Source organism: Aquipuribacter aurantiacus (genome assembly GCF_051216895.1).
GTDB lineage: Bacteria > Actinomycetota > Actinomycetes > Actinomycetales > JBBAYJ01 > Aquipuribacter.
Map to the genome: position 1 here is coordinate 48148 of NZ_JBPKAO010000007.1, position 24412 is coordinate 72559.

Annotated in this window: 22 protein-coding genes and 1 riboswitch; of the genes, 18 read left to right on the forward strand and 4 right to left on the reverse strand. The window is 73.9% G+C overall.

The window, feature by feature from the left end; all coding sequences use genetic code 11:
- Positions 1-38: 38 nt before the first annotated feature.
- Together ACR80Q_RS11005 and ACR80Q_RS11010 are read left to right on the forward strand one after the other, a co-directional pair.
- Positions 39-413, forward strand: coding sequence for an OB-fold nucleic acid binding domain-containing protein (locus tag ACR80Q_RS11005; protein WP_435377656.1), 375 nt, complete (start codon positions 39-41; stop codon positions 411-413).
- Positions 410-1111, forward strand: coding sequence for a DUF3159 domain-containing protein (locus ACR80Q_RS11010; RefSeq protein ID WP_435377657.1), 702 nt, complete (start codon positions 410-412; stop codon positions 1109-1111). Before ACR80Q_RS11005 ends, ACR80Q_RS11010 begins: the two co-directional genes overlap by 4 nt.
- Before the next feature lie 16 nt (positions 1112-1127).
- Here ACR80Q_RS11010 and ACR80Q_RS11015 read toward each other — a convergent pair whose 3' ends face one another.
- Positions 1128-1817 (reverse strand): potassium channel family protein, encoded by a 690-nt coding sequence (locus ACR80Q_RS11015; protein WP_435377658.1) that lies wholly within the window; start codon positions 1815-1817, stop codon positions 1128-1130.
- Positions 1817-2479 carry a potassium channel family protein gene (locus ACR80Q_RS11020; protein ID WP_435377659.1) on the reverse strand — a complete coding sequence of 221 codons (663 nt, stop codon included), beginning with the start codon at positions 2477-2479 and terminating at the stop codon, positions 1817-1819. Before ACR80Q_RS11020 ends, ACR80Q_RS11015 begins: the two co-directional genes overlap by 1 nt.
- Positions 2480-2536: 57 nt before the next feature.
- Between ACR80Q_RS11020 and ACR80Q_RS11025 the strand changes: the two genes are divergently transcribed.
- From ACR80Q_RS11025 to ACR80Q_RS11095, 15 genes are all read left to right on the forward strand, one after another.
- Positions 2537-4564, forward strand: coding sequence for an APC family permease (locus ACR80Q_RS11025; RefSeq protein ID WP_435377660.1), 2028 nt, complete (start codon positions 2537-2539; stop codon positions 4562-4564).
- Complete coding sequence (locus ACR80Q_RS11030) at positions 4561-5907, forward strand: class I SAM-dependent RNA methyltransferase (RefSeq protein WP_435377661.1); 1347 nt, start codon at positions 4561-4563, stop codon at positions 5905-5907. The genes ACR80Q_RS11025 and ACR80Q_RS11030 overlap by 4 nt, the downstream gene beginning before the upstream one ends.
- Positions 5908-6015: 108 nt before the next feature.
- On the forward strand, positions 6016-8865 hold the full coding sequence (locus tag ACR80Q_RS11035; protein ID WP_435377662.1) for an aconitate hydratase: 2850 nt from the start codon (positions 6016-6018) through the stop codon (positions 8863-8865).
- A 229-nt stretch (positions 8866-9094) separates the two neighbouring features.
- Positions 9095-10222: a sugar ABC transporter substrate-binding protein gene (locus ACR80Q_RS11040; RefSeq protein WP_435377663.1), complete on the forward strand. Its 1128-nt coding sequence runs from the start codon at positions 9095-9097 to the stop codon at positions 10220-10222.
- Positions 10223-10338: 116 nt separating this feature from the next.
- On the forward strand, positions 10339-11121 hold the full coding sequence (locus tag ACR80Q_RS11045) for an ATP-binding cassette domain-containing protein (protein WP_435377664.1): 783 nt from the start codon (positions 10339-10341) through the stop codon (positions 11119-11121).
- Positions 11118-12380, forward strand: coding sequence for a sugar ABC transporter permease (locus ACR80Q_RS11050; protein WP_435377665.1), 1263 nt, complete (start codon positions 11118-11120; stop codon positions 12378-12380). Before ACR80Q_RS11045 ends, ACR80Q_RS11050 begins: the two co-directional genes overlap by 4 nt.
- Before the next feature lie 135 nt (positions 12381-12515).
- A riboswitch (FMN riboswitch) is annotated at positions 12516-12643 on the forward strand.
- 87 nt (positions 12644-12730) lie between these two features.
- Complete coding sequence (gene ribD / locus ACR80Q_RS11055; RefSeq protein WP_435377666.1) at positions 12731-13798, forward strand: bifunctional diaminohydroxyphosphoribosylaminopyrimidine deaminase/5-amino-6-(5-phosphoribosylamino)uracil reductase RibD; 1068 nt, start codon at positions 12731-12733, stop codon at positions 13796-13798.
- Positions 13798-14397: a riboflavin synthase gene (locus tag ACR80Q_RS11060; protein WP_435377667.1), complete on the forward strand. Its 600-nt coding sequence runs from the start codon at positions 13798-13800 to the stop codon at positions 14395-14397. Before ribD ends, ACR80Q_RS11060 begins: the two co-directional genes overlap by 1 nt.
- Complete coding sequence (gene ribB, locus ACR80Q_RS11065; protein ID WP_435377668.1) at positions 14394-15752, forward strand: 3,4-dihydroxy-2-butanone-4-phosphate synthase; 1359 nt, start codon at positions 14394-14396, stop codon at positions 15750-15752. Before ACR80Q_RS11060 ends, ribB begins: the two co-directional genes overlap by 4 nt.
- Positions 15749-16258 carry a 6,7-dimethyl-8-ribityllumazine synthase gene (gene ribH, locus ACR80Q_RS11070; RefSeq protein WP_435377669.1) on the forward strand — a complete coding sequence of 170 codons (510 nt, stop codon included), beginning with the start codon at positions 15749-15751 and terminating at the stop codon, positions 16256-16258. Before ribB ends, ribH begins: the two co-directional genes overlap by 4 nt.
- A 330-nt stretch (positions 16259-16588) precedes the next feature.
- Positions 16589-16798 carry a hypothetical protein gene (locus tag ACR80Q_RS11075; RefSeq protein WP_435377670.1) on the forward strand — a complete coding sequence of 70 codons (210 nt, stop codon included), beginning with the start codon at positions 16589-16591 and terminating at the stop codon, positions 16796-16798.
- Positions 16799-16902: 104 nt separating this feature from the next.
- A complete protein-coding gene (locus ACR80Q_RS11080) occupies positions 16903-19434 on the forward strand; it encodes a bifunctional FO biosynthesis protein CofGH (RefSeq protein WP_435377671.1) in 2532 nt (843 codons plus the stop codon).
- 11 nt (positions 19435-19445) lie between these two features.
- Complete coding sequence (locus ACR80Q_RS11085; RefSeq protein WP_435377672.1) at positions 19446-19709, forward strand: phosphoribosyl-ATP diphosphatase; 264 nt, start codon at positions 19446-19448, stop codon at positions 19707-19709.
- A 41-nt stretch (positions 19710-19750) separates the two neighbouring features.
- A complete protein-coding gene (gene hisG, locus ACR80Q_RS11090; protein WP_435377796.1) occupies positions 19751-20599 on the forward strand; it encodes an ATP phosphoribosyltransferase in 849 nt (282 codons plus the stop codon).
- Between the two features lie 7 nt (positions 20600-20606).
- Positions 20607-21083 carry a PH domain-containing protein gene (locus tag ACR80Q_RS11095; RefSeq protein WP_435377673.1) on the forward strand — a complete coding sequence of 159 codons (477 nt, stop codon included), beginning with the start codon at positions 20607-20609 and terminating at the stop codon, positions 21081-21083.
- Positions 21084-21144: 61 nt separating this feature from the next.
- On the opposite strand, the gene ACR80Q_RS11100 is transcribed toward ACR80Q_RS11095, so the two are convergent.
- Positions 21145-22362 carry an osmoprotectant NAGGN system M42 family peptidase gene (locus ACR80Q_RS11100; RefSeq protein WP_435377674.1) on the reverse strand — a complete coding sequence of 406 codons (1218 nt, stop codon included), beginning with the start codon at positions 22360-22362 and terminating at the stop codon, positions 21145-21147.
- A 110-nt stretch (positions 22363-22472) separates the two neighbouring features.
- Here ACR80Q_RS11100 and ACR80Q_RS11105 point away from each other — a divergent pair, with 110 nt between their 5' ends.
- On the forward strand, positions 22473-22625 hold the full coding sequence (locus ACR80Q_RS11105; RefSeq protein WP_435377675.1) for a hypothetical protein: 153 nt from the start codon (positions 22473-22475) through the stop codon (positions 22623-22625).
- Positions 22626-22629: 4 nt separating this feature from the next.
- On the opposite strand, the gene ngg is transcribed toward ACR80Q_RS11105, so the two are convergent.
- Positions 22630-24408: an N-acetylglutaminylglutamine synthetase gene (gene ngg / locus ACR80Q_RS11110; RefSeq protein WP_435377676.1), complete on the reverse strand. Its 1779-nt coding sequence runs from the start codon at positions 24406-24408 to the stop codon at positions 22630-22632.
- Positions 24409-24412: the final 4 nt, after the last annotated feature.

Here is a 24412-nt window from a genome sequence, read left to right on the forward strand (position 1 = left end):
GTGCACGAGCACCCCGTCGGCGGTCGTAGTCTCGACACATGAGCGATCGCAGCTGGCGGAGCGCGCTGTCGTCCCTGACGCGCAGCGACGACGAGGTGGCCGCCCGGCGTCAGGCCGAGACCTCCGGGCGCCACGGCGGCACCCCGGTCACGTCGCTGCCGGACCGGTGCCGCGCGACCCTGTGCGGCACGCTCCGCTCGGTCACCGTGGAGCCGGCCGCCACGTCCTGCACGGTGGAGGCGGAGCTGTTCGACGGCTCCGGGACGGTGCGGCTGCGCTGGATCGGCCGCAGCGCCATCGCCGGCATCGAGCCCGGCCGCCAGCTCAAGGTGACCGGCACCGTCAGCCACTGCAGCGGTGGCACCCGGGTGATCTACAACCCGTCCTACGAGCTGCTCCCGCTCCGCTCGTGACCGTGGAGCCCACCCGCCCCGACGACGAGGACGGGGCCCCGGCGCCGACCACCGTCGAGGAGGTCGTCCGGACCGAGCTCCTCAAGGCGCTGGGGGGCTGGCGCGGCACGCTGGAGGCCGCCGTCCCGATCCTGCTCTTCGTGGTGTCCTGGGCCCTGACCGACGAGCTGCGGACCTCGATCGTCGTGGCCGCCGGGGGGCTGGGCGTGTTCGTGCTGCTGCGCCTGCTGCAGCGCCAGACCCTGGTGCACGTCCTGTCCGGGGTGATGGGCCTGGTGATCGCCGCCGTGGTCGCCACCCGCACCGGCAACGCCAGCGACTTCTTCCTGCCGGGGATCCTCTACAACGCGGCCCTGGCGGTCGTGTTCGGTGTGTCGATGGTCACCGGCTGGCCGGTCGTCGGGTTCCTGTTCGGCGCCGTGACCGGTGACGCGACCGGCTGGCGGCGGCGTCGTGGCGTGCGGCTGCTGTTCCAGAAGCTCACGGGCGTCCTGCTGGCCAACTACGTGATCCGGGTCGTCGTGCAGCTGCCGCTGTACCTGGCGGGGTCGGTGGTCGTCCTCGGCGCGTCCAAGATCGTCCTGGGCTGGCCGTTGCTCGGGGTGTCGGTGCTGATCATCGGCGGCCTGCTGGCGGCGGGGCGGACCCCGATCACCGACGAGGACGAGGTCCTCAGCCAGGACGAGCAGCCGGCCTGACGACCGAGCCGCCCGCCTAGCGCCGCCCGGTGACCTCGTCGCTGCGCCAGGACGCCAGCAGGGCCGCGAGCGGCTGCTCCTGGTCGGGGGTGGTGAGCAGCATGAGCTCGTCGCCGGCCTCGACGGTGTCGTCGGGGGACGGGGCGATGGGCCGGTGGTCCCGCACGATGCACGTGAGGACCGTGTCCTCCGGCAGCGTGATGGACCGGATCACCGTGCCGGCCACGGGGGAGCCCGCGGGGACGGTGAACTCGAACAATGACGCCGAGCTCTGCTGCAGCTGGAACAGCCGCACCATCTCGCCGATCTCGACGGCCTCCTCGACCAGGGCCGTCATCAGCCGTGGCGTGGAGACGGCGACGTCGACCCCCCAGGCGCCGTCGAAGAGCCACTCGTTGCGCGGGTTGTTGACCCGGGCCACGACACGGGGGACGCCGTACTCGGTCTTGGCCAGCAGCGACACGACCAGGTTGACCTTGTCGTCGCCCGTCGCGGCCACCAGCACGTCGCAGGTGTCCAGACGGCCCTCGTCGAGGGTCTCGATCTCGCAGGCGTCGGCGTACAGGAACTCGGCCTGCTCGAGGGTGTCCTTCATGCGTGCGGCCTTGGACAGCCGGTCGATGAGCAGCACCTGGTGACCGTTGCCGATCAGCTCCCGGGCGATGGACCGGCCCACGCTGCCCGCCCCGGCGATCACGACGCGCATCAGCCGCGCTCCACCGCGGCGGCGGCCGCGTCGACGGCCGCGCGTCGACGGGAGTGCTCGACGACCACGAAGACGCGGTCCCCGTCCTGCAGGACGGTGTCGGTGCGGGGGATGACCGGGTGCCCCAGCCGGGTCAGGTACGCCACCCGCACGTCAGCGGCCTCCTCGAGCTCGCGCACGGGGCGGCCGAGCCAGCCCGCGTGGGGGGACAGCTCCACCATCGCCACCCGCGTGCCCTCGTCGGTCCACAGCGGGACGGAGTCGGTCGGCAGCAGCTCGGCGATCATCTCCCGCGAGGTCCAGGGGACCGTCGCGACGGTGGCTATGCCCAGCCGGCGGTACACCTCGGCGCGGCCCGGGTCGTAGATGCGCGCGACCACCCGGGCGACGGAGTACGTCTCGCGCGCGACCCGCGCGGAGATGATGTTGGAGTTGTCGCCGCTGCTGACGGCGGCGAAGGCGTACGCCTCCTCGATCCCGGCCCGCAGCAGCGTGTCGCGGTCGAAGCCGATCCCGGCGACCGTCCGGCCGGAGAAGTCCGGCCCCAGCCGCCGGAACGAGTCCGGGTTGGAGTCGATGACGGCCACCGAGTGGCCCTGCTCCTCGACGTCGTGCGCCAACCGGGCGCCGACCCGTCCGCATCCCATCACCACGAAGTGCACGACGTCACGGTAGCGCCGCCGGCACCGCACGCCAGGGCACGGGCCTAGCATCGGCGCGTGACGTCGCTGCTGTCCGTGCCCAAGCGGCTGCTCCTGGGCCGGGCGCGACCCAGCAGCCGCGAGGACGACACCCTGCTGCCCAAGCGCCTCGCGCTGCCGGTGTTCGCCGCGGACCCGGTCTCCTCCGTGGCCTACGCGACCCAGGAGCTGCTCGTCATCCTCGCCCTGGGCGGGGTGGCCACCCTGGTCCTGGCCCCCGAGGTGGCCCTGGCGGTGTGCGTCGTGGTGGCGGTCGTCGTCATCTCCTACGGCCCGCTCGTGCGCGCCTACCCGGGCGGCGGCGGCTCGTTCGCGGTGGCCTCGCGCAACCTGGGCCCCCGCGCGGGCCTGGTCGCCGCCGCGGCCCTGCTGGTGGACTACACGCTGACGGTGGCGGTGAGCGCGGCCGCCGCGATCGACAACCTCGTCTCGGTCCTGCCGGGGCTGGACTCCGCGCGGATCCCCCTGGCCGTGGGCGCCGTCCTGCTGGTCATGGTGGTCAACCTGCGCGGGCGCCACGAGGCCGGCTGGTCGGCCATGCTCCCGGTGTACGCCTTCGTGCTGGTCATCGCCGCCCTGGTCGTGACCGGCCTGGTCCGCTGGGCCGCCGGGGACGCCCCGGTCGCGGCCAGCGCGGGGTACGAGGTCGTGCCCAACCCCGACCTGACCAACCTGGCGCTGGCCCTGATCGTGCTGCGGGCGTTCGCCGGGGGCGGCGCGGCCCTCGCGGGCGTCGACGCCATCGCCAACGGGGTGCCCGCCTTCCGCCGCCCCAAGGGCCGCAACGCCGCGGTGACCCTGTTCGGCCTGGGGGCCATGACCATCGCCCTGATCGCCGGGGTGGTGTCCCTGGCCGTCATCAGCAGGGTGACCGTGGCCCGCGACGCCTGCGACCTGGAGGGCCTGCCGCGCGCCTGCGAGACGTTCACCCAGCAGACGGTCATCGCCCAGCTGGCGGAGGCCGTGTTCGGCCCCGGCAGCGTCGGCGCGGTCCTGGTGGCGGTGGTGACGGTGGCGGTCCTGCTGGCCGCGGCCAACAGCGCGTTCAACGGCTTCCCGCTGCTGGCGGCCACCCTGGCCGACTCCGGCTACCTGCCGCGCCAGCTGGCCCGGCGCGGCGACCGGCTGGCCCACAGCAACGGCATCCTCGTGCTGGCCCTGGGCGCGGTGGGTGTGCTGCTGGTCCTGGAGGCGCGTGTCGGGCCGCTGCTCGACCTGTACCTGGTCGGGCTGTTCACGTCGTTCACGCTGGCGCAGGTGGCGATGGCCCGGCACTGGTGGTTGCGGACCCGCCCCGGCTGGCGCGGCCCCCGCGGCGGCCCGCGCGCCGGGATGGGCCTGGCGGTGGTGGCCGCGACGTGCACCGGCACGGTGCTGCTGGTGCTGCTGGTCAGCAAGGTGCCCAACGGCGCGTGGGCCACCGTCCTGGTGATGGTCGTCCTCGGCCTGGCCATGCAGCGCATCCACCGCCACTACGACCGGGTGGCCGTGGAGGTGGCCCTGCCCGACGACGACCTGGGCGAGACCATGCCCGCCCGGGTGCACGCCGTCGTCCTGGTCTCGCGCCTGCACCGGCCCGTCACCCGGGCCATCGCCTACGCGCGGGCCACCCGGCCGTCGACCCTGGAGGCCGTGACGGTGGCCTCGGACCTGGCCGCCGCGCAGGAGCTCACGCAGGAGTGGGCCCGCCGCCGCATCACGGTGCCGCTGCGCGTGCTGGACTCCCCGTACCGCGAGGTGACCCGTCCGCTGGTGGACCACGTCAGGTCCCTGCGCGCCCGCGGGCCGAGGGACGCCGTCACCGTGTTCCTGCCGGAGTACGTCGTGGCCCACTGGTGGGAGGCGGTGCTGCACAACCGGTCCAACATCTGGTTGCGCGCCCGGCTCGCCGCGACCCCCGGCGTCATGGTGGTCATCGTGCCGTGGCAGCTGGCCTCGACGCTGGCCGACGGCGACCTGGCGGCCCGGGCCGCAGGGGAGCGCACCCTGGTGCAGGAGGCCACGCGAGCCGGGGCCGCCGACAGCGACCGGGAGCCGCTCTCGTGAGCGCCCAGCAGCCGACCGAGCCCGCACCGCGGGCCGGCGGGGACGACCTGGTCGAGCTGACGACGGGGGCGTTCGCGCACGGCGGCCACGTCGTCGCCCGGGTCGGGGACGTGCCCGACGGCCGCGTGGTGTTCGTCCGGCACGCCCTGCCCGGCGAGCGGGTGCTGGCCCGCCTCACCGACGCGGGTGAGGGGGACCGGTTCTGGCGGGCCGAGGCCGTCGAGGTGCTCGACGCGTCGCCGGACCGGGTCGTCCCGCCCTGCCCCCACGCCCGTCCGGGCGGGTGCGGCGGCTGCGACCTGCAGCACGCGAGCCTGCCGGCGCAGCGCCGGCTCAAGGCGCAGGTCGTGACCGAGCAGCTCGTCCGCCTCGGTGGTGTCGACCCGGAGCAGCTCCTCGGCGGGCCCCTCGTGGTGCAGGCCCTGCCCGAACCCGGTCGGGCGCCGGGGGAGGAGACCGGCCTGGGCTGGCGCACCCGGGTGCGGTACGCCGTCGACCGGCAGGGCCGGCCCGGCTTCCACCGTCACCGCAGCCACGACGTGCTGCCGGTCGAGCGCTGCCCGTTGGTGACCGACGAGGTCGACGCCACCGGGGTCACCCGGCTGCCCTGGCCGGGGGTCTCCTCGGTGTCGGTGTCGTCCGGCGACGACGGCAGCGTGGTCCGGGCCGAGCACGGACCACAGCGGGTGCGCCTGCCCCGCGTGGACACCCTCGGCCTGGTGGGCGGGCCCTCCGACCGCGGGGTCCGGGTGGCCGGCCGGACCTGGGTCCGGCACGACGTCGCCGGGGCCGGGCGCCTGCGGGTGGGTGTCGACGGGTTCTGGCAGGTCCACCCCGCGGCGGCCGAGACGTTCGTCGCCCTGGTCCGGCGGTGGGCGGGCGTCCGACCGGGTGACACCGTCCTGGACCTGTACGCCGGGGCGGGGCTGTTCACCCTCGCCCTGGCCCACGACCTGGGGGACCGCGGCGAGCTGGTCGCGGTGGAGTCCGACCGGGGGGCGGTGGCCGACATGCGCCGCAACGTCCACGACCGACCGCAGGTCCGCGTCGTCGCCGACCGGGTCGAGCGCGCGCTGCGCGGACCCGACGTGCCGGCCCGCGCCGACGTCGTCGTGCTGGACCCGCCGCGCGTCGGCGCCCGTTCCGCAGTCGTCGACCAGGTGGTCGCCCGCGGGCCCCGTGCGGTCGTCCTGGTCGCCTGCGACCCGGCGTCCCTCGGTCGGGACACCGCGCTGCTGGCCGGGCACGGCTACCGGTTGCGCCGGCTGGAGGCGCTCGACGCGTTCCCGATGACCCACCACGTGGAGTGCGTGGCCCTCTACACGCCCGAGGGCCCCACCTGATATCTTGACGTCAAGAGACTTTGGCTGTCCGGCCCGCCGCGACTGCGGCAGGATGGAGGGCCGGGAGCCCAGACCCGATGCACGCACTCGACGCCGAGAGGGACGCCCATGAGCGCAGGACAGCACCCCAACACCTTCGACAGCCGTGACAGCCTGGAGGTCGGCGGCCGGTCCTACGACTACTTCCGGCTCGACGCCGTCGAGGGCTCCGCCGACCTGCCGTTCAGCCTCAAGGTGCTGCTGGAGAACCTGCTGCGCACCGAGGACGGCGTCAACGTCACCGCCGACGCCGTGCGGGCGCTGGGCGCCTGGCAGGCCGACGCCGACCCGGACGTCGAGATCCAGTTCAGCCCCGCGCGCGTGGTCATGCAGGACTTCACCGGGGTGCCGTGCATCGTCGACCTGGCCACCATGCGTGAGGCCGTGGTCGACCTGGGTGGGGACCCCGGCCGGATCAACCCGCTGGCCCCCGCCGAGCTGGTCATCGACCACTCGGTCATCGTCGACTCCTTCGGCCAGGCGGACTCGCTCGAGCTCAACATGGCGATCGAGTACGACCGCAACCGGGAGCGGTACCAGTTCCTGCGCTGGGGCCAGAGCGCGTTCAGCGACTTCGTCGTGGTCCCCCCGGGCGTGGGCATCGTGCACCAGGTCAACCTCGAGCGGCTGGCCCGTGGCGTGATGACCCGCGAGGTGGACGGACGCACCGTCGCCTACCCGGACACCCTGGTCGGCACCGACTCGCACACCACCATGATCAACGGCATCGGCGTGCTCGGCTGGGGCGTCGGCGGCATCGAGGCCGAGGCGGCCATGCTCGGCCAGCCCGTGTCGATGCTCATCCCGCGCGTGGTGGGCTTCAAGCTGAGCGGCCAGATCCCCGTGGGGGTCACCGCCACCGACGTCGTGCTCACGATCACCGAGCGGCTGCGCCAGCACGGCGTCGTCGGCAAGTTCGTCGAGTTCTACGGCGACGCGGTGTCGGCCGTCCCGCTCGCCAACCGCGCCACCATCGGCAACATGAGCCCGGAGTTCGGCTCCACCTGCGCGATCTTCCCGATCGACTCCGTCACCACGGAGTACCTGCGCCTGACCGGCCGCAGCGAGGAGCAGGTCGCCCTGGTCGAGGCCTACGCCCGGGCCCAGGGCATGTGGCACGACCCGGGTGCGGCCGACTACGTCGAGCCGCGCTTCAGCGAGTACCTCGAGATGGACCTCTCGGAGGTCGTGCCGAGCATCGCCGGGCCCAAGCGCCCGCAGGACCGGATCGCCCTGTCCGAGGCGCGCGAGAAGTTCCTGGCCGTGCTGCCCGACTACGCCGGGACCGACGGCACCGCCGACGGCGGGGTCACCACGATGACCGACCAGTCCTCCGCCGAGAGCTTCCCGGCCTCGGACGCGCCCGCCGTGAGCCCCGGCGCCGCCGACGACGAGCCCGCCCCGGGCGCGGGCGTGGGGTCGGTCCCGGCCCAGCACCGGCCGAGCCGGGTCACGGCCGTGACCATGGCCGACGGCACCACCACCGAGATCGACCACGGCGCCGTCGTCATCGCCGCCATCACCTCGTGCACGAACACGTCCAACCCGTCCGTCATGATCGCCGCGGCCCTGCTGGCCAAGAAGGCCGTGGAGCGCGGCCTGTCCAGCCGGCCGTGGGTCAAGACGTCGCTCGCCCCGGGCAGCAAGGTCGTCATGGACTACTACGACAAGGCCGGCCTGACCCCGTACCTGGACAAGCTGGGCTTCAACCTCGTCGGCTACGGCTGCACGACGTGCATCGGCAACTCCGGGCCGCTGCCGGTCGAGGTGAGCGAGGCCGTCCAGGCCAACGACCTGGCCGTGACCAGCGTGCTGTCCGGCAACCGCAACTTCGAGGGCCGGATCAACCCCGACGTCAAGATGAACTACCTGGCCAGCCCGCCGCTGGTGGTGGCCTACGCCCTCGTCGGGACCATGGACTTCGACTTCGACAGCCAGCCCCTGGGCACCGACCCCGACGGCGGCGACGTCATGCTCGCCGACGTGTGGCCGAGCGCGGAGGAGATCCAGCAGGTCATCGACTCCACCATCACCGAGGGCATGTTCACCGCCGGGTACACCGACGTGTTCGCCGGGGACGAGCGCTGGCAGTCCCTGCCCACACCCAGCGGCGACCGGTTCGCCTGGGACCCGGAGTCGACCTACGTCCGCAAGCCCCCGTACTTCGACGGGATGACGATGGAGACCTCCCCGGTCGCCGACGTCACCGGCGCCCGGGTGCTCGCCGTGCTGGGCGACTCCGTCACCACCGACCACATCAGCCCCGCCGGCGCCATCAAGCCGGGCACCCCGGCCGCGGCCTACCTGGACGCCCACGGCGTGCAGCGCACCGACTACAACTCCTTCGGCTCCCGGCGCGGCAACCACGAGGTCATGATCCGCGGCACGTTCGCCAACATCCGGCTGCGCAACCTGCTGCTGGACGGGGTGAGCGGCGGCTACACCCGCGACTTCACCGCCGGCGGCGAGCAGGCGTTCATCTACGACGCCGCGCAGCACTACGCGGCGGCCGGCACCCCGCTGGTCGTGCTGGCCGGCAAGGAGTACGGCTCCGGGTCGAGCCGGGACTGGGCCGCCAAGGGCACCGCGCTGCTGGGCGTCAAGGTCGTCGTGGCCGAGAGCTTCGAGCGGATCCACCGCTCGAACCTCATCGGGATGGGCGTCCTGCCGCTGCAGTTCCCGGCGGGGGAGTCCGCGTCCTCGCTCGGCCTCGACGGCACCGAGACGTTCGCGGTGACGGGCGTGACGGCCCTGAACGACGGCACCACGCCCCGCACGGTGCGGGTGGTGGCGACCCGCACCTCCGGCGAGGAGGTCGGCTTCGACGCCGACGTCCGGATCGACACGCCCGGGGAGGCCGACTACTACCGCAACGGCGGGATCCTCCCGTACGTCCTGAGGAGCCTGGTTCGCGGCTGATGCCCGGGGCCGTCGGAGGCCCCGCGACTACGCAGCGGTACGCCCGGGAACCAATTAGTTGTGTGTCCGAACCGTGACCAGGAAGTGCTGGTCACGGCCGGTTCCCGGGCCTACCGTCGGTCCACCCCGTAGGGGCCCCGAGGGCTGCCGTCTGCTTCCCTGCAGCGACGACCCAGAGGTGCACTGTCGCATCCAGGAGGCTTCACCCATGAGAACAAATCGTGCTGTCGTGGCAGCGACCGGCGTGGTGCTCGCACTCGCCGTCGCCGCGTGCGGCGACTCCGGTACGGCCGACGACGCCGACGCCGGCGCCGGTGACACCGGCTCGGAGGCGCCCACCGACGAGGCCGGCGACGACGCCGCTGCCGGTGGCAGCGCCGAGGGTGGTCGGGTCGGGGTCATCCTCCCCGACACCGCCAGCTCCGCCCGGTGGGAGACCGCCGACCGGCCGTTCCTGCAGGAGGCCTTCGAGGCCGCCGGCGTGGAGGCCGACATCCAGAACGCCAACGGCGACACCGCCGCCTTCCAGACCATCGCCGACGGCATGATCAATGCCGGGGTGGACGCCCTGATCATCGTCAACCTCGACTCCGAGACCGGGACGGCCGTCATCTCCGACGCCGCCGCCGCGGGCATCCCCGTCATCGACTACGACCGCCTGACCGTGGGCGGCGGCGCCGACTACTACGTGTCCTTCGACAACGTGGCCGTCGGCACGACCATCGGCGAGGGCCTGGTGACCTGCCTGCAGGACGCCGGCACCACCGAGGGCGACGTCGTCCTGCTCAACGGCTCCCCGACCGACAACAACGCCACCCTGTTCAAGGAGGGCTACCAGGCCGCCATCGAGGCCGCCGGCTACGGCATCGTCGACGACCAGGCCGTGCCCGACTGGGACAACACCCAGGCCGGCACCATCTTCGAGCAGATCGACACCAACACCGGCGGCGGGTACGTCGGTGTGGCCGCGGCCAACGACGGGCTCGGCGGCGCGGTCATCTCCGTGCTCGAGCGCAACGGCACGGCGGGCACCATCCCCGTGACGGGGCAGGACGCCACCGACGAGGGCCTGCAGCGGGTGCTGCTGGGCACCCAGTGCATGACGGTCTACAAGGCCGTCCGCGCCGAGGCGGAGGCGGCTGCCGAGCTGGCCATCGCCGTCATCGCCGGTGACACGGCCACGGCCGACGGGCTCGCCGACCAGGACGTCGACGGCACCCCGTCGCTGCTCCTGGAGCCCGTGGCGATCTTCCGCGACAACGTCCAGGACGTCGTCGCGGACGAGTACACGACCGCCGAGAACCTCTGCACCACGCCGGAGCTCCAGGCGGCGTGCGACGAGGTCGGCGTCGAGTAGTCGCGACGCACCGGTGACGGGGGTCGTGGCCTGGCCACGGCCCCCGTCACCGTCCCGCGACCCGATCGTCCCCGTCCCGCCGGACCGCCGAGAACCCGTGGCGGAGAGGAACAGACATGGCAGAACCGCAGCCCGTGCTGCAGCTGAAGAAGGTGGACAAGCACTTCGGTGCCGTCCACGTGCTCAAGGGCGTCGACTTCGAGGCCTACCCCGGTGAGGTGACCGCCCTGGTCGGTGACAACGGCGCCGGCAAGTCGACGCTGGTGAAGTCCGTGGCCGGCATCCACGCGTTCGACGCGGGGGAGTACCTGTTCGAGGGTCGCCCCGTGCACGTGGAGTCGCCGAAGCAGGCCAACGCGCTCGGCATCGAGGTCGTCTACCAGGACCTGGCGCTGTGCGACAACCTCGACGTCGTGGCCAACATGTACCTGGGTCGCGAGTCCACCTCCGGCGGCGTCCTCGACGAGATCGCGATGGAGCGCTCGGCCACCGAGACCCTCAAGGGGCTGTCGGTGCGGACGCTGAAGTCCGTGCGTGCCCCGGTGTCCGCGCTGTCCGGCGGCCAGCGCCAGACCGTGGCCATCGCCCGCGCCGTGCTCTGGAACAGCAAGGTCGTCATCCTCGACGAGCCCACCGCCGCCCTCGGCGTGGCCCAGACCGAGCAGGTCCTGCAGCTGGTGCGCCGGCTGGCCGACCGCGGCCTGGCCGTCATCCTCATCAGCCACAACATGAACGACGTCATCCGGGTGGCCGACCGGGTCGTCGCCCTGTACCTGGGTCGCACCGCCGCCCAGGTCAAGGCCTCGGAGTCCAGCACCAGCCAGATCGTCGAGCTGATCACCAGCGGACGCAGCGGCAACATCGGCCTCACGGCCGAGGAGAGCGGGGCCGTCGCATGACCGCCGCCAACGCGACCGGGGCCGCCCCGGCCCCGGTGGACCACGAGGAGCCCCGCGGCTCGCTGTCGCAGGCCGTCCAGGACTACGTGGCCAAGGTCAAGTCCGGCGACATCGGCTCGCTGAGCTCCGTGCTCGGCGTGGTCGTGCTCGTCGTGCTGTTCACCGCGCTGCGACCCGGCGTCTTCAACACCTCGGCCAACTTCGCCAACCTGCTCAACCAGTCCGCCGCGGTCATCTTCATCGCGATGGGCCTGGTGTTCGTGCTGCTGCTGGGCGAGATCGACCTGAGCGCCGGCTACACCGCCGGCACCTCGGCGGCCGTGCTGGGCGTGGCCCTGAGCAGCTGGGGCGTCGAGTGGTACGTGGCGATCGTGCTCTGCGTGGTCACCGGTGCGTTCATCGGCCTGCTGATCGGCCTGCTCGTCGCCCTGCTGGGGATCCCGTCGTTCGTCGTCACGCTGGCGGCGTTCCTCGGTCTGCAAGGCGTCATGCTGCTGGTCATCGGGACCGGCGGGACCATCCCGGTGCGTGACCCCGCCATCCTGCGGATCATGAACAGCAACCTGCCCGAGTGGGGCGGCTGGGTGTTCTGGGCCGCGGTCGTCGGCGGCTTCGTCGCCTCGGGGCTGCTCAACCAGGCCCGGCGTCGCCGGGCCGGGCTCGACCCGGGCAACCAGACCCTGTTCTGGGCCGGGGCCGTCGGCCTGGCCGTCCTGCTGGGCCTCGCGGTGTACGTGCTCAACCTGGAGCGTGCCCGGCCCAACGCGCCGGTCTCGCTCTCGGGCGTGCCGGTGGTGGTGCCGATCGCGGTCGTCTTCCTGGTCGGGCTCAGCTTCCTGCTCACCCGGACGACGTTCGGGCGGCACGTCTACGCGGTCGGCGGCAACGCCGAGGCCGCCCGCCGCGCCGGCATCAACGTGGCCCGGGTCCGGATCACCTGCTTCATGATCGGCTCGTCCATGGCCGCCGTGGCGGGCATCCTGCTGGCCTCGCGGGACAACAGCATCTCGCCCACCACCGGTGGCGCCCAGACCCTGCTGTTCGCCGTCGGGGCGGCCGTCATCGGCGGCGTCTCGCTGTTCGGCGGGCGGGGCAAGGTGCACAACGCGATCCTCGGTGGCCTGGTCATCGCCGTCATCGCCAACGGTCTGCCCCTGGTCACCAGCCAGGCCGGCATCCAGTTCGTCGTCACCGGCCTGGTCCTGCTGCTCGCGGCCAGCGTCGACGCGATCTCCCGGCGCAAGTCCTTGGCGACCTAGCCGGGGCCGGCGACCCCGACCTGCGAACCGTCCGCGGGCCCGCCGAGACCGGTGGGCCCGCGGTGGCACGGGTGACGCGCGCCCGCGGGTGCGGGCGGAACACCACGGCGTGCCATGCTGTTAGGACGAGAGCAACGCGTGCTCCGGGGTCGGTGAAAATCCGAACCGGCGGTGACAGTCCGCGACCCGACCGCAGCCAGCGGCCGGTTGACCTGGTGAAAATCCAGGACCGACGGTGAGAGTCCGGATGAGAGGCGCACGCGACGGCACGGGCACCCGCCCGCTGCCGGTGCCTGGGTACCCCTTGTACCCGACCCCCCGGAGCGCCCTGACGAAGGAGCGCAGACCGGGTGGACACCGCCGCAGGGCCCTACGGGTCCACGCCTCGGGAGACCGACGCGATGCTGCGTGCCCTCGACCTGGCCGCGCGGGGCAGCGCCCACGGGCCCAACCCCCGGGTCGGCTGCGTCCTGCTGGGACCCGACGGCACGGTCCTGGCCGAGGGCCACCACTCCGGGGCCGGCGCACCGCACGCCGAGGCGGAGGCGCTGACCGCGGCCCGCGCCGCCGGGGCGGACCTGTCCTCGGCGACCGCGGTCGTCACCCTGGAGCCCTGCTCGCACACCGGGCGCACGCCGCCGTGCGCGCGCGCCCTGCTCGAGGCGGGGGTGCGCCGGGTCGTCGTCGGGGCCCAGGACCCGAACCCCGTCGCCGCCGGTGGGACCGCGGTGCTGCGGGCGGGCGGGGTCCAGGTCGTCACCGGTGTGCTCGCGCAGGAGTCCACCGCGCTCAACCGGTACTGGAGCCATGCGGTCACCCGGGGGCGCCCGTTCGTCACCCTCAAGTGGGCCGCCACCCTGGACGGTCGCGTGGCCGCCGTCGACGGCACCAGCCGCTGGCTGACCGGTCGCGCCGCCCGGGCCGACGTCCACACCCGCCGCGCGTCGGCCGACGCCGTCCTGGTCGGCACCGGCACCGCCCTCATCGACGACCCGTGGCTCACCACCCGGCGCACGGACGCCGACGGCACCGTGGTGCTGGACCGCCACCAGCCGCTGCGGGTGGTGCTGGGCGAGCGGGACCTGCCCCCCGGGGCCCGGGTGCTGGACGACGCCGCCCCCACGGCGCACCTGCGCACCCGGGACGTGACGGCGGCGCTGGCCGACCTGGCCGCCCGTGAGGTCCGCCACGTCTGGGTCGAGGGCGGGCCCACCGTGGCGGCCGCGTTCCTGCGCAGCGGCACGGTCGACGAGCTCGTCTCCTACGTCGCGCCCGCCGTCCTGGGTGCGGGCGCGCCCGCCGTGGGCGACGTGGGCGTCGGCACCGTCGAGGACACCCTCCGCTTCCGCCTGTCCGACGTCGCCCGCCTGGGCGAGGACGTCGTCCTGGTCAGCACCCCCGAGAAGGAGCCCGTCTGATGTTCACAGGGATCGTCGAGGAGCTCGGCGAGGTCGTCGCGCTCGAGCACGGCGCCGACTCCGCCCGGCTGGCCGTACGCGGACCGCTGGTCACCTCCGACGCCGTGCTCGGGGCCTCCATCTCCGTCAACGGCGTCTGCCTGACCGTCACCGCCGTGACGGGCGACGAGTTCGTCGTGGACGTCATGGCCGAGACGCTGCGACGCAGCTCGCTGGCGGCGCTGGCCCCGGGCGAGCCGGTCAACCTGGAGCGGGCGATGCGGGCGGACGGGCGCTTCGGCGGCCACGTCGTGCAGGGTCACGTCGACGGGGTCGGCGAGGTGCTGGCCCGCGAGCCGGGGGACCGCTGGGAGGTGGTGCGGGTGTCCCTGCCGGAGGACCTGCGCCGCTACGTGGTCGAGAAGGGCTCCGTGGCGGTGGACGGGACGTCGCTGACGGTGTCCACGCTGCTGCCCGACGCCTTCGAGGTGTCGCTCATCCCGACCACCCTGGAGGCCACGACCCTGGGACGGCGGGCCGTCGGTGACCTCGTCAACCTCGAGGTGGACGTCCTGGCCAAGTACGTCGAGGCGCAGCTGGCCCACGGCGGCGCCCGATGAGCCCCGACCGGGTACGCCTGGCCGACGTGGACGCCGCCGTCGAGCAGATCAGGCTCGGGCGACCCGTCATCGTGGTGGACGACGAGGACCGCGAGAACGAGGGCGACGTCATCATGGCCGCGGCCGCGGCCACCCCGCACTGGGTCGGCTGGACCGTCCGGCACTCCTCCGGCTACATCTGCGCGCCCATGCCGGCCGAGCACGCCGACGCCCTGCAGCTGCCCCTGATGGTGGGCGAGGGGCAGGACCCGCTGCGTACCGCGTACACGGTCAGCGTGGACGCCCGCACCGGCGTCACCACCGGCATCTCCGCCTCCGACCGCTCACGCACCCTGCAGCTGCTCGCCGACCCCGCCACGGTCCCCGCCGACCTGGTGCGGCCCGGGCACGTGCTCCCGCTGCGGGCCCGGCCCGGTGGCGTGCTGGAGCGCAACGGCCACACCGAGGCCGCCGTCGACCTCTGCCGGGCCGCCGGTCTGGCCCCGGTCGGCATGATCTGCGAGCTGGTCGACGACGGGGGGGAGCTCCTGCGGCTGCCCCAGCTGCTGGAGCTCGGTGCCCGTGAGGGGCTGCTGGTGCTGTCCATCGCCGACCTGGTGGCCTGGCGCCGTGAGCGGGAGGGCCGCGGCGTGACCGCGCCGGGGGCCCCCGTCGGGGCGCCCTCGGGACCGGACGTGCGCCCGCGGGTGCGGCACGTCGCCTCCGCCGACCTGCCCACCGCGGCCGGGTCGTTCCGGGTCCACGCCTACGTCGACAACGTCACCGGGGCCGAGCACCTGGCCGTCGCGGCGGCCGGCCCGTCGGGTCCCGCCGGGCCCGGTGACACCCCCGGGCGCCGCTCCGTGCTCACCCGGGTGCACTCCGAGTGCCTGACCGGGGACGCCCTGTCCTCGCTGCGCTGCGACTGCGGCCCGCAGCTGCACGCGGCCCTGGCGCGGATCGCCCTCGAGGGCGGTGTGGTCGTGTACCTGCGCGGGCACGAGGGCCGCGGCATCGGCCTGGCCGCCAAGGTGGCCGCCTACGCGCTGCAGGACGCGGGGCTGGACACCGTGGACGCCAACACCGCGCAGGGACTGCCCGCCGACGCGCGGGAGTACGGCGCGGCCGCCGCGATCCTGGCCGACCTGGGGGTGCAGCGGGTCCGTCTGCTGACCAACAACACCGACAAGGTGGACGACCTCGAGGCCCACGGCGTGCAGGTCGACGAGCGGGCCCCGCTCGTCGTCGGCACCGGGCCGGACAACATCGGCTACCTCGCGGTCAAGCGCGACAGGATGGGCCACGTGCTGCCGGGCGTCCTGCCCGGTGGCGCTCCCGCACGACGCGGGGACGAAGGACCAGGGAGGACCGCATGAGCGGCGACGGAGCACCGGCAGTCATCGTGGAACCCGGGTCGGGGGCGGGCCTCAAGGTCGCCGTCGTCGCGGCCAGCTGGCACCCGGAGGTGATGGGCGGCCTGCTGGAGGGCGCGCGACGCGCCCTTGGACGCGCCGGGGTGACCAACGTCGTCGAGGTGCACATCGCCGGCTCGTTCGAGCTGCCCGTGGCCGCGGCCGCGATGGCGCCCGAGGTCGACGCCGTCGTGGCGCTCGGCGTGGTCGTCCGCGGCGGCACCCCGCACTTCGAGTACGTCTGCCAGGCGGCTACTCAGGGCCTGACCGACGTGGCGGTGCGGACGGTGACCCCGATCGGGTTCGGCCTGCTGACGGTCGACACCGTCGAGCAGGCGCTGGACCGGGCCGGGCTCGAGGGCTCCCGCGAGGACAAGGGCAGCGAGGCGGCCGAGGCCGCCGTCAGCACCGTCCTGGGCCTGCGTCAGGCCCTCAAGCGGGGCGGGGCCGTGGGGTTCGGCGTCCGCTGAGCCCCCGCCCCCGTCGTGTGGGACGTTCCGCGCGGCCCGGCCCGTCGTGTGGGACGTCCCGCGCGCACCGGGCCGTCGTGTGGGACGTTCCGCGCGGCCCGGCCCGTCGTGTGGGACGTTCCGCGCGCTCGCGGGCCTGGATCGGTACCGGAACGTCCCACACGGTGCGGGTGGGAGCGGTGCGGGTGGGAGCGGGGAGCGGGGCGCGGGGTGCGGACGCGAACGCGTGCGGCGGGAGGGCGAGGCGGGCCTCGGGCGGGTCGGGGCATGGCCCGGCTCAGGAGGGGCAAGGACTGGACACGGACATCCGACCCCGACGAGAGGCACCCCATGCGTCACCCCTCCACCCCAGTCACCACCGCCGCGGCCGTGGCCGCGGCGGCCCTCCTGCTGAGCGCCTGCGGGGCGAGCACCAGCGACCCCGTCCCCACCGGGGGCCAGGTCACCGGCGACACGTCGGTCATCGAGAGCCCGACCGGGGCGGCCACCGAGTCGACCACGGAGCCCGTCACCGACCCGACCGCTGCGCCGAGCAGCTGACCGGGCGACCAGGCGACCACCGCACGAGCGACCGCAGGCCACGGCGCGCCGAGGGCCAGGTCGACCGGTGCGGGTCGGCCACCGCCCGCGCGTAGCCTTCACCGGTGACCTCCGTCCCCGCGCCCGACGTGCCGCCGACCCCGCGCCAGGTCGAGCGCGCGGTCAACCGGGCCCGGGCCGGCAAGGCGCTGGACGCCGCCGAGGCGACCGTCCTGCTGCACGCCCGCGGCGACGACCTCGCCGCCCTGGCCGAGCCGGCCGGCCGGGTCCGGGACGAGGCCATGGCCCGCGCCGGCCGGCCCGGCACCATCACCTACTCCCGCAAGGTGTTCGTCCCGCTCACCCGGCTGTGCCGGGACCGGTGCCACTACTGCACGTTCGTCACGGTGCCCCACCGGTTGCCGGCCGCGTTCCTCGAGATGGAGGAGGTGCTGCAGATCGCGCGGGACGGTGCGGCGGCCGGTTGCAAGGAGGCGCTGTTCACCCTGGGTGACCGGCCCGAGGGCCGGTGGCCGGCGGCCCGGCAGTGGCTGGACGAGCGCGGGTACGACGACACGCTGTCCTACGTCCGCGCCTGCGCCATCGCCGTGCTGGAGCAGACCGGCCTGCTGCCGCACCTCAACCCCGGGGTGATGAGCTGGCAGGAGCTGCAGCGGCTCAAGCCCGTCGCCCCGTCCATGGGCATGATGCTGGAGACGACCGCCACCCGGTTGTGGTCCGAGCCGTCCGGCCCGCACTACGGCAGCCCGGACAAGGACCCGGCCGTGCGCCTGCGCGTGCTGGAGGACGCCGGTCGCCTGGCCGTCCCCTTCACCACCGGCATCCTGGTCGGCATCGGCGAGACCCCGGCCGAGCGGGTCGACTCGCTGCTGGCCATCCGGCGGGTCTCGCGCGAGCTGGGCGGGATCCAGGAAGTCATCGTCCAGAACTTCCGCGCCAAGGACGACACCGCGATGCGCGGGGCGGCGGACCTGGACCGGGACAGCTACCTGGCGACCCTCACCGTGGCCCGGCTGCTGCTGGGGCCCACGGTCACCCTGCAGGCCCCGCCCAACCTCAGCGACGACGACGACCTGACCGCCCTGCTGGCCGCCGGGGTCGACGACTGGGGCGGCGTGTCACCCGTGACCCCCGACCACGTCAACCCCGAGCGCCCCTGGCCCCACCTCGACGACCTGACCGCACGCACCGAGCAGGCCGGGTTCGCCCTGGCGGAGCGGCTGACGATCCACCCCGGTTACGCGCGCGCCGCCTTCGGCGAGGCACCGGGCTGGCTGGACGCGCGGCTGCGCGGGCACGTCGCGGCGCTGATGGATCCCGAGACCGGCCTGGCCCGCGTGGGCGCGGTGCCCCGGCCGATGGTCTGGCAGGAGCCCGACGGCGGTCTCGTCACCTCCGGCCGGGCGGACCTGCACGCCACCGTGGACACGACGGGTCGCACCGACGAGCGGCGCAGCGACTTCGACGACGTCTATGGCGACTGGACCGCGGTGGGGGAGCGGCGCCACGCCGAGGCCCCGGCCCTGCTGGGCTCCGACGACCTGGCGCTGGCCCTGCGGCGGGTGGCCGAGGACCCGGCCGGGCTGAGCGACGAGCAGTACCTGGCCCTGCTGACCTGCGACGGGGCGGACCTGGACGCCGTGACCTCGATCGCCGACGACGTCCGCCGTGACGTGGTCGGCGACGACGTCACCTACGTCGTCAACCGGAACATCAACGTGACCAACGTCTGCTACGTCGGCTGCCGGTTCTGCGCGTTCGCCCAGCGGGCCAGCGACCCGGACGCCTACACCCTGTCGCTGGAGGAGGTCGGCCGTCGTGCCGCCGAGGCGCAGGCCCTGGGGGCGACCGAGGTCTGCATCCAGTCCGGCATCAGCCCCGACCTGGGGCCGGGCGCCTACGCCGACATCGTCCGTGCGGTGCTGAAGGCCGCCCCGGGCATGCACGTGCACGCGTTCAGCCCGATGGAGGTGGTCAGCGCCGCCGCCCGGGCGGGGGCCAGCATCGCCGACTGGCTGACGGAGGTCCGCGACGCCGGCCTGGGCTCGATCCCCGGGACGGCGGCGGAGATCCTCGACGACGACGTCCGCTGGGTCCTCACCAAGGGCAAGCTGCCGACCAGCGCCTGGGTCGAGGTCGTGGAGACCGCCCACCGCCTGGGCCTCCCCAGCAGCTCGACGATGATGTACGGCCACGTCGACCACCCCCGGCACTGGGTCGGGCACCTGCGCACCCTGGCCGCGCTGCAGGACCGCACCGGCGGGTTCACGGAGTTCGTCCCGCTGCCCTTCGTGCACACCAGCTCGCCCATCTACCTGGCCGGCCTGGCCCGTCCGGGGCCGACCATGCGGGACAACCGCGCCGTGCACGCGGTGGCCCGGCTCATGCTCCACGGGCGCATCGACCACATCCAGACCTCGTGGGTGAAGCTGGGCGTGGACGGCACCCGCGCCATGCTCACCGGTGGCGCCGACGACCTGGGCGGCACCCTGATGGAGGAGACCATCAGCCGGATGGCGGGCTCGGCCCACGGCTCGGCGAAGACGGTCGAGGACCTGACCGACATCGCGGCCGGGATCGGCCGCCCGGTCCGGGAACGCAGCACCACGTACGACGCCCTGCACCGCGCGGCCTAGGCTCTACCCACGTGAAGACCTTCGAAGAGCTGTTCGCCGAGGTGTCCGAGCGGGCCGTGACCCGCCCGGAGGGCTCGGGCACCGTCGCCGCCCTGGACGCGGGCGTCCACACCATCGGCAAGAAGGTCGTCGAGGAGGCCGCCGAGGTCTGGATGGCCGCCGAGCACGAGGGGGACGAGCGGACCGCGGAGGAGATCAGCCAGCTGCTCTACCACCTGCAGGTCCTGATGGTCGCGAAGGGCCTCACCCTCGCCGACGTCTACCGTCACCTGTGATGAGCACCGACCACAGCACCACCCCGAGCACCGGCCAGGGCATGCTCCGCGTCGCCGTCCCCAACAAGGGCGCGCTGTCCGAGGCGGCCCACGACATCCTCTCCGAGGCCGGCTACCGCCGCCGCCGCGACCCCAAGCAGCTCCGCCTGGTCGACGAGGCCAACGGCGTCGAGCTGTTCTTCCTACGTCCGCGCGACATCGCCGTCTACGTGGGCAGCGGCACCCTGCACGTCGGCATCACCGGCCGCGACCTCATGATCGACTCCGGTGCACCCGCGAAGGAGCTGCTGGCGCTGGGCTTCGCCCGCTCGACGTTCCGCTTCGCGGCGCCCGTCGACGGCGGGGTCACCGACACCGCGCACCTGGCCGGCAGGCGGATCGCGGCCGCCTACCCGGGGCTGGTGCGCTCGTGGCTGGACACCCAGGGCCTCGACGCGACCGTCGTCGGGCTGGACGGGGCCGTCGAGTCGGCGGTGTCGCTGGGCATCGCCGACGTGATCGCCGACGTCGTGGAGACCGGCACCACGCTGCGCCAGGCCGGTCTGCGGGTGTTCGGTGAGCCGCTGCTGCGCTCGGAGGCCGTCCTGGTGGTGCCCGCCGGTGAGCAGCCGCACCCCGGCGTGGAGGTGCTCGCGCGCAGGCTGACCGGTGTCATCACCGCCCGGCAGTACGTCCTCATCGACTACGACGTGCGCAACGAGCTGGTCGAGGCGGCCGCCGCCGTCACCCCGGGCCTGGAGTCGCCCACGGTGTCACCGCTGCGGGACTCCGGCTGGTCGGCCGTGCGGGCCATGGTGCCGCGGGCTGACACCAACCGCGTCATGGACGAGCTGTGGGAGGTCGGCGCGCGCGCCATCCTCGTCACGGAGATCCACGCCTGCAGGCTGTGAGCGACCGATGAGCGGCACCCCGAACCGGCGCGACGAGCTGCACCGCCCCATCCGGCCGCGCGCCGGTCGCTGGGTGCCGCTGACCCTGGCGGTGGTGTGGCTGGTCGTGTTCGGGGGACTGGCCGCGGGGTACCCGCCCTACCCCGGCATCGGCACGGGCGACCGCATCGGGTTCACCCTGGTCGCCCTCGTGGGGGCCTGGGTCATGTACCGGTTCGGGTCGGTGGCGGTGCTGCCCGACGAGGACGGCGTGGTCGTCCGCAACGTGCTCGGCCGCCGCCGGTTGTCGTGGGCCGAGGTGGTCGGGGTGCGCTACGGCCGAGACTCCACCTGGGTGCGCCTGGACCTGTCCGACGGCAGCAACGTGGCCGCGCTCGGGGTGCAGACCGCCGACGGGGCCTGGGCCCAGGCGTGCGCGGTCAGGCTCGCCACCCTGGTGGAGCTGCACTCCCGCGAGCTGGGCGACCGGGACCTCGACCGCTGACGGGCTCGCGGGCCGGGGGCGGTGTCGGGGCACCTCGGCAGCGTCGGCCCGCAGCCTGGGCTCAGCTCTGGCCCGTGCGCCGGTCCACCTCGCTGCGACGGTCGACCTCGGTCGGCTCGACGGGGGTCGGCTGGTCGGACGTCGGGAAGTCGTCCAGGGCGCCGGTCTCCTGGCTGTCCCAGTCGGCGAAGGTCAGGTCGGTCTGCAGGTAGATCGCGAGCAGCTCGGCCAGGTTGAGCAGACCGTCCAGGTGGGTGCGCTCGTGCCCGTGCGAGGAGTCCAGGCCGAAGCCCAGCAGCGCGGTGCGCGCCTCGACGCCGGACTCGACGGCCGGGGCGGCGTCGGAGCGGTAGACCCGGTAGACGTCGCGGACCGCCGGGACGCCGAACTCGTCGGCCAGCGCGAGCAGCCGGCGGGTCAGGTGGTAGTCGTGCGGGCCGGTGGAGTCCATCATGCCCACGCTGACGGCCTCCTCGGTCGACTGCTGACCGGGGGCCACGACGCCGTTGTCGACCGCGACGATCTCGGCGGTCCCGGTGTCGAAGCCGTGGGTCGCGCCGTGGCCGACCTCCTCGCCGATGGTGACCAGCAGCCGGGCGGTCACCGGCGGGGTGATGCCGGACTCGATGAGCGCCTTGAACGCGGCCAGGCAGGCGGCGAGCCCGGCCTTGTCGTCCAGGTGCCGGCTCTTGACGTAACCCATCGGGGTGATCTGGGGGGCGGCGTCCAGCGCGACGAAGTCACCGACCTGGATGCCGAGGGCCATGACGCCGGTCACGTCGTAGACCGGGGCGTCGATCCGTACCTCGACCTGGTCCCAGCCGATGGCGGCGGTGTCGATCTCGTCGCCGTAGGCGTGCCCGCTGGACTTCAGCGGCAGGATCGTCCCGGTGTAGGTCCTGTCGATGTCGTCGGTGAGGATCGTCACGTGGGCGCCCTCGGCGAAGCGCGCCGAGTGGGTGCCGACCTGGACGACCTCGAGGCGGCCGTTCTCCTTGAGCCGCTTGACCATCGTCCCGATGGTGTCGGCGTGCACGACGACCGCGCGGTTCACGTCCTCGCGCTTGCCGGGCACCGTCGCCCGCAGCACGCCGCGCCGGGTCAGGTCCAGCGTCACGCCGGTCTCGGCGAGCAGGTCACCCACCCGCTGCATCACCCAGTCGGTCCGACCGGACGGGCTGGGGATGCGCAGCAGCTCGAGCATCACGTCGCGGAGGTAGTCGGCGTCGATCGGCAGCCGGACAGGGGTGGTCGCGGAACGGGGGTGCGGGGGAGTCACCGGTGCATCGTCGCAGAGTCGGGGACCCCCCTCGACCGACCCCGGCGGGCCCTGGTGTCGGGGGGCCGGCCGAGGCAGCATGGGGGCGACGACGAGGTCGGGAGGCGATCGTGGGTCGCATCGCGTGCTGGCTGGGGTGGCACCGTTGGCGCCGGCACCACGCCACCGAGGCCGACGGCAACGGCATCTTCTACCTGTGCGAGCGGTGCGGTCGCGAACGCACCCTGCCCAAGGGCGAGGGGGTGTGGGGCAACTACTCCTGAGCGGTCAGTCGTCGCGGTCGCTCGAGCGGGGCGCGCGACCCGCCGTGGCGGGGAACAGCAGGTCGACGAACCGTGCCGCCGTCGGGCGGGGCTGGTGGTTGGCCAGGCCGGGCCGCTCGTTGGCCTCGACGAAGGTGAACTCCTCGCCGCGCAGGTCCGGGACGAGGAAGTCGACCCCGGTGACCGGGATGCCGATGACGCGCGCGGTCCGCAGGGCCGCGTCCCGCAGGGACAGGGAGATGTCGTCGGTGCAGTCCTCGATCGTGCCGCCGGTGTGCAGGTTGGCCGTGCGCCGCACCTCGAGACGTTCCCCGCTGCCCAGCACGTCGGTCATCTCGTACCCGGCCGCCCGCACCACCGCGGTGGTGGTGTCGTCCAGCGGGATGGTGGACTCCCCGCCGGTGGCCCGCTCGCGGCGCCGCGACTGCGCACGGACCAGGTCGGCGACGGTGTCGCGACCGTTGCCGACGACCGTCGCGGGCCGTCGGATCGCGGCCGCCACGACCGCGTCGTCGATGACGAGGACCCGGACGTCGTCGCCGCTCACCCGTTCCTCCAGCAGCACGTCGGGGCAGTGGTGGTACGCCACGCCGACCGCCCGTCGCAGCTCCTCGACGTCCTCGACGCCGACGGTGATGCCGCGCCCCTGCTCGCCCCGGGCGGGCTTGACGACGAGGGGACCCACCTCGGCCAGGAACTGCTCCTCGGCCGGGCCGACGTGCCCGCCGGTCACCTCGTGGCCGCGGGCCACGGGCACCCCGGCGCCCTGCAGCAGGTTCCGGGTCACCCGCTTGTCGTCGCAGCGGCTCATCGCCACCGCGGACGTCAGCTCGGACAACGACTCCCGGGTCAGCACGGTGCGCCCGCCGTGGGTCAGCCGCATCTCGCCCCAGCGACCGTCGGTGACCTCGACGCGGACCCCGCGCCGCAGGGCCTCCTCGGCGATGATCCGGGCGTAGGGGTTCAGGTCCTCCAGCTGGTCCGGGCGGGGCGCGAACAGCGGCTCGTTGATCGGGTTCTTGCGCTTGACGCACACCGTGGCGGTGCGGACGAAGCCGAGCTTGTCGTACAGCGACAGGGCACCGGAGTTGGACGCGAGGACGGACAGGTCCATCCAAGAGCGGCCGCGGGCCTGGTAGCGCTGGGCCAGGGTGCGGGTCAGCGCCTCGCCCACCCCGGGGATGCGGGAGTGCGGGTCGACCGCGAGCGCCCACAGGCTGCTGCCCCCGTCGGGGTCGTCGAAGGCCAGGACGTGGTCCACCCCGGTCACCGTGCCGACGATGTCGCCCGACGCGGTGTCCTGCGCCACCAGGTAGGTGAAGGTCCGGGTGCGCTGGTTGGCCCAGAGCGTGTCGACGTCCCCGGTGACCATGCCGACCGACGTGCAGATCCGGTTGGCCTCCAGCAGGTCGTCCCGGGCGCCCACCGTGCGCACCAGCAGGCCCCTCGGCGGGGTGGTCTGACGGCGGTAGCGGTGCAGCGGCAGCCGCAGCGTGTAGCTGGGGTCGATGAACAGCTCGCTGGGGGCCAGACCGACGAGCACCTGCGGGTCCGGCGGGTAGATGCAGATGTCGCGCTGGCCGCTGCCCTCGGCGCGCAGCACGTCGAGGATGTTGGACAGCTCGCGGAAGGTCTGGCCGAACACCAGCCGCCCCCAGCCCATGTCCACCAGGACGTCGCCCCGCATGTCACGACGCAGGTGCTCGGGGACCTTGGACCAGGGCTGGGAGGTGATGGTGGGCCGGCTGCGGAGGCCGGCGACGCGGGGTCGACGCGGGGCCACCGGG

Coding starts and splice junctions, on each gene's coding strand:
- ACR80Q_RS11035 (WP_435377662.1), top strand. CDS start 6,016: ATGAGCGCAGGACAGCACCCCAACACCTTCGACAGCCGTGACAGCCTG.
- ACR80Q_RS11005 (WP_435377656.1), top strand. CDS start 39: ATGAGCGATCGCAGCTGGCGGAGCGCGCTGTCGTCCCTGACGCGCAGC.
- ACR80Q_RS11075 (WP_435377670.1), top strand. CDS start 16,589: ATGCGTCACCCCTCCACCCCAGTCACCACCGCCGCGGCCGTGGCCGCG.
- ACR80Q_RS11050 (WP_435377665.1), top strand. CDS start 11,118: ATGACCGCCGCCAACGCGACCGGGGCCGCCCCGGCCCCGGTGGACCAC.
- ACR80Q_RS11045 (WP_435377664.1), top strand. CDS start 10,339: ATGGCAGAACCGCAGCCCGTGCTGCAGCTGAAGAAGGTGGACAAGCAC.
- ACR80Q_RS11060 (WP_435377667.1), top strand. CDS start 13,798: ATGTTCACAGGGATCGTCGAGGAGCTCGGCGAGGTCGTCGCGCTCGAG.
- ribH (WP_435377669.1), top strand. CDS start 15,749: ATGAGCGGCGACGGAGCACCGGCAGTCATCGTGGAACCCGGGTCGGGG.
- hisG (WP_435377796.1), top strand. CDS start 19,751: ATGCTCCGCGTCGCCGTCCCCAACAAGGGCGCGCTGTCCGAGGCGGCC.
- ACR80Q_RS11095 (WP_435377673.1), top strand. CDS start 20,607: ATGAGCGGCACCCCGAACCGGCGCGACGAGCTGCACCGCCCCATCCGG.
- ribB (WP_435377668.1), top strand. CDS start 14,394: ATGAGCCCCGACCGGGTACGCCTGGCCGACGTGGACGCCGCCGTCGAG.
- ACR80Q_RS11015 (WP_435377658.1), bottom strand. CDS start 1,817: ATGCGCGTCGTGATCGCCGGGGCGGGCAGCGTGGGCCGGTCCATCGCC.